Genomic DNA, 4,914 nt, shown 5'->3' with positions numbered 1-4,914 from the left:
TTTTCTCGGCATAAATGCGTGCTCTATTTTTTTCTAGAACGATTAATCAAAAAATAACCTAAAAGACCACAAAACAAAATAAATAAAAATATAAGCATTTTCTATCTCCTTTTTAATCAAACTTATCACAATAGTTATCGCTTTACAGGTCAATTTTTCGTCGTTATAATCTAGTTAAATCCCGTAAGGGCGCACTTATGCGTTCTAAAAAGAACGCGTACAAAACCATAATCGACCTTCGTCGATTTTTTATATTCATTTTAAGGAATCGGCGTTGTGGCGCAGATATAAAAATTAATACTGCACGAATTAGAATCGACGTTGTAGCGTAGATATAAAAATTAATACTACATCAAGACTAAAGCTACTAGTTTTTGGCTAGTAGCTTTTTTATTTTATTAATTTTTAAATACCTTTATTTTGAATTTTAAGGGGGTATTTTGAAGAATTAGGGGTATTTTATATAGTTTTATACCTAAAAACTTATATAAGCTCTTAAAACGCAAATATGAGCCAAATAAATATATCTTAATTTCACAAACAAAAATTTAAGCAAATCCAGTGTCGATTTTTTAAGACACTGCCCAGTTACATGCAAATTAAAATTTGCATAGTAAAAATGGCCAACCATGCCGGTTGAACGCTATAGTTCCCGCAAAGGCAAAAAAAGCATAAAAAAACGCTAGCTTTTAAGCTAACGTTTCAAATCTTTTAAATAATAATTTTGCTTTTCAAAATTCCAAATTGCCGTAATTGAATGTGCTTTTTCTTCTTCGTCTGTTGTTTTATCTTCGTCGCTTGTATTAATTAAATTACCGTCTTCGGCATCGTCTAAATTTAAAATTTTATGTTTTTGTTTAAGCAATCCACCATAACTCAACATGCGTTTTCGATATAAACCTTTTTCCAAATCATCAACAATCTCGGAATCTTTTTTGCTATCTCCAGTTAAATAATCTGATGATTTAACCGAGTATTTTGAAGTTTCTTTGATAGCTGCTTGAATATCTTTATCCCCTTTTTGATTTGGTTTGATCGCTTTAATATTTGCGACTGGTCGATAACCAACTTGTAATGCTTTTTGCCATAAATCGACCCATTCGGTCTGCGTAATATAATTTTCTTTTTTTCTAAAATACGCATTTTCAACACATAACAAAACGTGCATATGTTGATTATAACTACCGTCATTTTTATTAACCGTAACTTCTGTCGAACGCATAAAGCCAATTAAATTTTTACTAATTTTTTTATATTTAAACAATCTTCTAAATGATTCAGTTAAATGTTTTAAACTTTGTTCTAAAGTTTCACCATCTATCGCATTTTTTGTCGATAACGTAAGAAACAACCAACGTGCAGTTGGCTTTTCTTTAACCACTTCTTCAATCACTTTTTGAGCTTGATAACTATTTTTCATAGCACGCCTCCAATTACAAACTGGGCATAATTTTGACTTACAAAACCATGTCTTATGTAATTTCAAATAACCTTCATCAGTTGGCTTGAACTCTAAGACGTTACCACATTGTTTTACGTTAAAAGCCTTTTTAATTTTTAAGATTTCCAGTATATCTGCATAACTTACATTGTCTATTTTCTTTTCTCTCCACGGGCGTTGTTTCCCACTTTTCGTCATATCTTTTAATGTTTTATTATCTTGATTTTCGTCTATACATCTAGTAGTATTATATTGCATATAAAAAGACCTCCAGTATTGATTTAAGCGTCGTAACTTAATCATATTACTGGAGCTTTTTTATGTCAATTTTTTCTTTCACGCTCAAAAACAAAGAAAAACCCTGTCATATCAATGATTAATACATATTTTAAAAAAGAACGTTATTTCTATATAGTATCAAGACAAGAAGAAACTCGTTTTCAACTCGTTTCTAAAACCTTAAATATCTAAAATCAATTATTAACTGCGACCCAAATTTCACTATAAGCATTATCTCTATCTGAATCATTAAATTTAGTAAAAGAAAACATTGGTACATTAGCTAATTTATATTCTGTTTCTGGCAACCATTCAGAATAAATTTTAGCATATGTGTCTTGTAAAACTTTTGGAAATTTACCTTCATTTTCAAAGACTATCCATTTACTTTCATCAATATTTATAACATCAAGTTGATCGCTTATATTGTTTTCTGTTGTTATAACACCAATCATATGAGTTAAATAACCCTCTTCTTTAATAAAATTCTCATCAGCATCATATGAAACATTTACAATTTCTTTAGGTTCAATGTTTTGTAAATTATTCATTTCTTCTTTTTGTATATTAGTAATACTATTTGCTAGTTCTTCAATTTCATTGTTAACACCCTCGTATTGCATACGAACACGTTTTTTTACGCCTACTATATTAATTTTTGGCAAATCTACAATTCTAGTTTTCATGCCTATTCCTCCTTTAACATTAATAGCAAATGAAAGTTTCGGATATGAAATTAAAACTTGTTTTTCATATATTTGAGATGGTAAATACCCACTCCAATCTCTAAAAGACTTTGTAAAACCATCAATTGAATATCCATATTTTATAGCTACACTCGTTACTGATTCTTTATTTAATAAATCTTTATTAGCAAAATACAATTTTCTTTTTTTTATATACTCAGATAAACCGATACCAGTAAGAAATATAAACAAATTTCTATAATGCTGCTCAGGTAAACCAACAAAATTCGCTATATCATATAAATTTAAATCGTTTGTTAAATTCTGATCTATATAATCTATAGAATTATTTAAATTTTTTAATATCATATCCATCACCTTTCAATCCTATAGTAATCAATAATCAAAGAACTAACTCGATAATTTATATATAACAATTATCGAATAAAAAATAATTGCTTTATTCCAATTGCTTTATTGACGTTGAGCCTCGGAACCCTTAACAATCCCAAAACTTGTCGAATGGTCGGCTTAATAGCTCACGCTATGCCGACATTCGTCTGCAAGTTTAGTTAAGGGTTCTTCTCAACATCAATAAATTTTCTCGGCATAAATGCGTGTTCTTTTCTTGTCTGACCAGTAGACAAAGTAGACCCAACTGTTATTGCTTTACAGGTCTATTTTTCGTCGTTATAATCTAGTTAAATCCCGTAAGGGCGCACTTATGCGTTCTAAAAAGAACGCGTAAAAAACCATAATCGACCTTCGTCAATTTTTATCTTAGTTTTAAGGAATCGGCGTTGTGGCGCAGATATAAAAATTAATACTGCACGAACTAGAATCGACGTTGTAGCGTAGATATAAAAATTAATACTACATAGAAATTTAACTAAGATTTAAGCTACTAGTTTTTTGCTAGTAGCTTTTTTATTTTTTAAAATTTTAAATACCTTTATTTTGAATTTTAAGGGGGCATTTTAAAGATTTAGGGGTAATTCATATAGTTTTATGCCTAAAAACCTACAGAAGCTTTTAAAAAGCAAATATGAGCCAAATAAATATATTCTAATTCCATAAACAAAAATTTGAGCAAAACCAGTGTCGAATTTTTGAGACACTGCCCAGTTACATGCAAATTAAAATTTTCATGATTTTTTATAGTTCCTAACAGGGTTAAAATTTATATAACGAAAGTATAATGTTTATATAACGTTAGTATAATAAAGCATTTTAACATTATACTTTTGATAACCGTTTATCGTCGTCATCACAATAACTTTTAAAATACTCGTGCATAATTCAACAGCTGACCTCCCAATAACTACATGGTGTTATCGGGAGGTCAGCTGTTAGCACTTATATTTTGTTATTGTTCTTCCTCGATTTCGTCTATCATTTTGTAATTAATTTCTCTTTTTTCTTGTTCTGTTAAGTCATAAAGTTCACTAGCTAAATACTCTTTTTGTTTCCAAATATAAAAAATTTGATAGATATATTGGGTTGGATCAATTTCTTTTAAATAATCTAAATCTCCATTTTTTAATTTCTTTTTAGCCTCTTTAAACAATCCTGAATAAACTAATACCTGTTTACCTTTAAGTGATTTATAGAATGCATCAAATACTTTTTGATTTATTAAATAATCACTATCTTTACCAGAATATTTAGCCATTTCATATAACTCTTTATTATTATTTTGTCTTATTTTTTGAACTTGTACTTGTGTGATTTCTGAAATACCTGTTACATCACGCCATAAATCCAACCATTCTTGTTGACTAATATAATATCTTTTATCTGTGAAATACGATTTATTTACTGCAATTAACACATGAAAATGAGGATTATAATCGTCTCTTTTTTTATTATATGTAATCTCTAACTTACGAACATATCCTTTCGCAATAGATTTAAAATGTTTACGATTGGTCAAACGTCTAAATGATTGATTATAACGCTTTATTTCACTTTCCAATTTAGTAGCCTTTACGTTAGGTGTAGTTAAAGTTAAAAAAATAAACTCCTTTTTTTCTTCCTGCTTAATATATTGCATCATCAAAGATAAACCCAACGCATCTTTACGAGCTTTTCTCCAAGCACAGACAGGACAAAATCGATTTTTACAAGAATTGGCTTTATATAATTTCTGTTTTTCTAAAGTTTTATCAGCTACAAAAGACAGAAATGTATTGCAATCTTCAACTAAATCCATTTGATTTTCTCCAATATGACGTTTAATAAATTTTTGAAATACTTGATTTTTTCGTTTTTTCTCAGTATACTTTTCCATGTTATAACACATAAAAACAACTTAGTTTTCACAAACTATGACAATAAAAAAAGTTGCTTTTTCTCCTTTCTATGTATGTTTTTGATTAGACACCTAAAACGATACATTAATAGGTACGAAAAAGCAACTTTTTTTGCGTTTAAACCCAGACACACCAATACTTTAAGGGTAACTATTCCAGATTGTAATAGTTACCCTTATTATCAAGACAAGAAGAA

3 protein-coding genes are annotated in these 4,914 nt (G+C 28.8%); all 3 read right to left on the bottom strand.

All coding sequences use genetic code 11. The features are described from left to right. Positions 1-694 precede the first annotated feature (694 nt). Positions 695-1,699 carry a protein rep gene (locus KA828_RS01740; protein WP_204181745.1) on the bottom strand — a complete coding sequence of 335 codons (1,005 nt, stop codon included), beginning with the start codon at positions 1,697-1,699 and terminating at the stop codon, positions 695-697. A gap of 215 nt (positions 1,700-1,914) precedes the next feature. Further along, the gene (locus KA828_RS01735) at positions 1,915-2,775 is read right to left on the bottom strand and encodes an AraC family transcriptional regulator (protein ID WP_194375768.1); all 861 of its coding nucleotides are present in this window, start codon (positions 2,773-2,775) and stop codon (positions 1,915-1,917) included. Positions 2,776-3,772: 997 nt separating this feature from the next. Then, positions 3,773-4,696: a protein rep gene (locus KA828_RS01730; RefSeq protein WP_031590742.1), complete on the bottom strand. Its 924-nt coding sequence runs from the start codon at positions 4,694-4,696 to the stop codon at positions 3,773-3,775. Positions 4,697-4,914 lie beyond the last annotated feature (218 nt).

The organism is Staphylococcus sp. GDY8P85P (genome assembly GCF_017892405.1).
In the GTDB taxonomy this organism is placed as follows: domain Bacteria; phylum Bacillota; class Bacilli; order Staphylococcales; family Staphylococcaceae; genus Staphylococcus; species Staphylococcus borealis.
Note: the sequence above shows the minus strand (reverse complement) of the source record. Positions and strands in the feature narration are given on the sequence as shown.

Bases quoted from the DNA above. Each gene is read 5' to 3' on its own strand.
- KA828_RS01740 (WP_204181745.1), bottom strand. From the start codon at position 1,699: ATGCAATATAATACTACTAGATGTATAGACGAAAATCAAGATAATAAA.
- KA828_RS01735 (WP_194375768.1), bottom strand. From the start codon at position 2,775: ATGATATTAAAAAATTTAAATAATTCTATAGATTATATAGATCAGAAT.
- KA828_RS01730 (WP_031590742.1), bottom strand. From the start codon at position 4,696: ATGGAAAAGTATACTGAGAAAAAACGAAAAAATCAAGTATTTCAAAAA.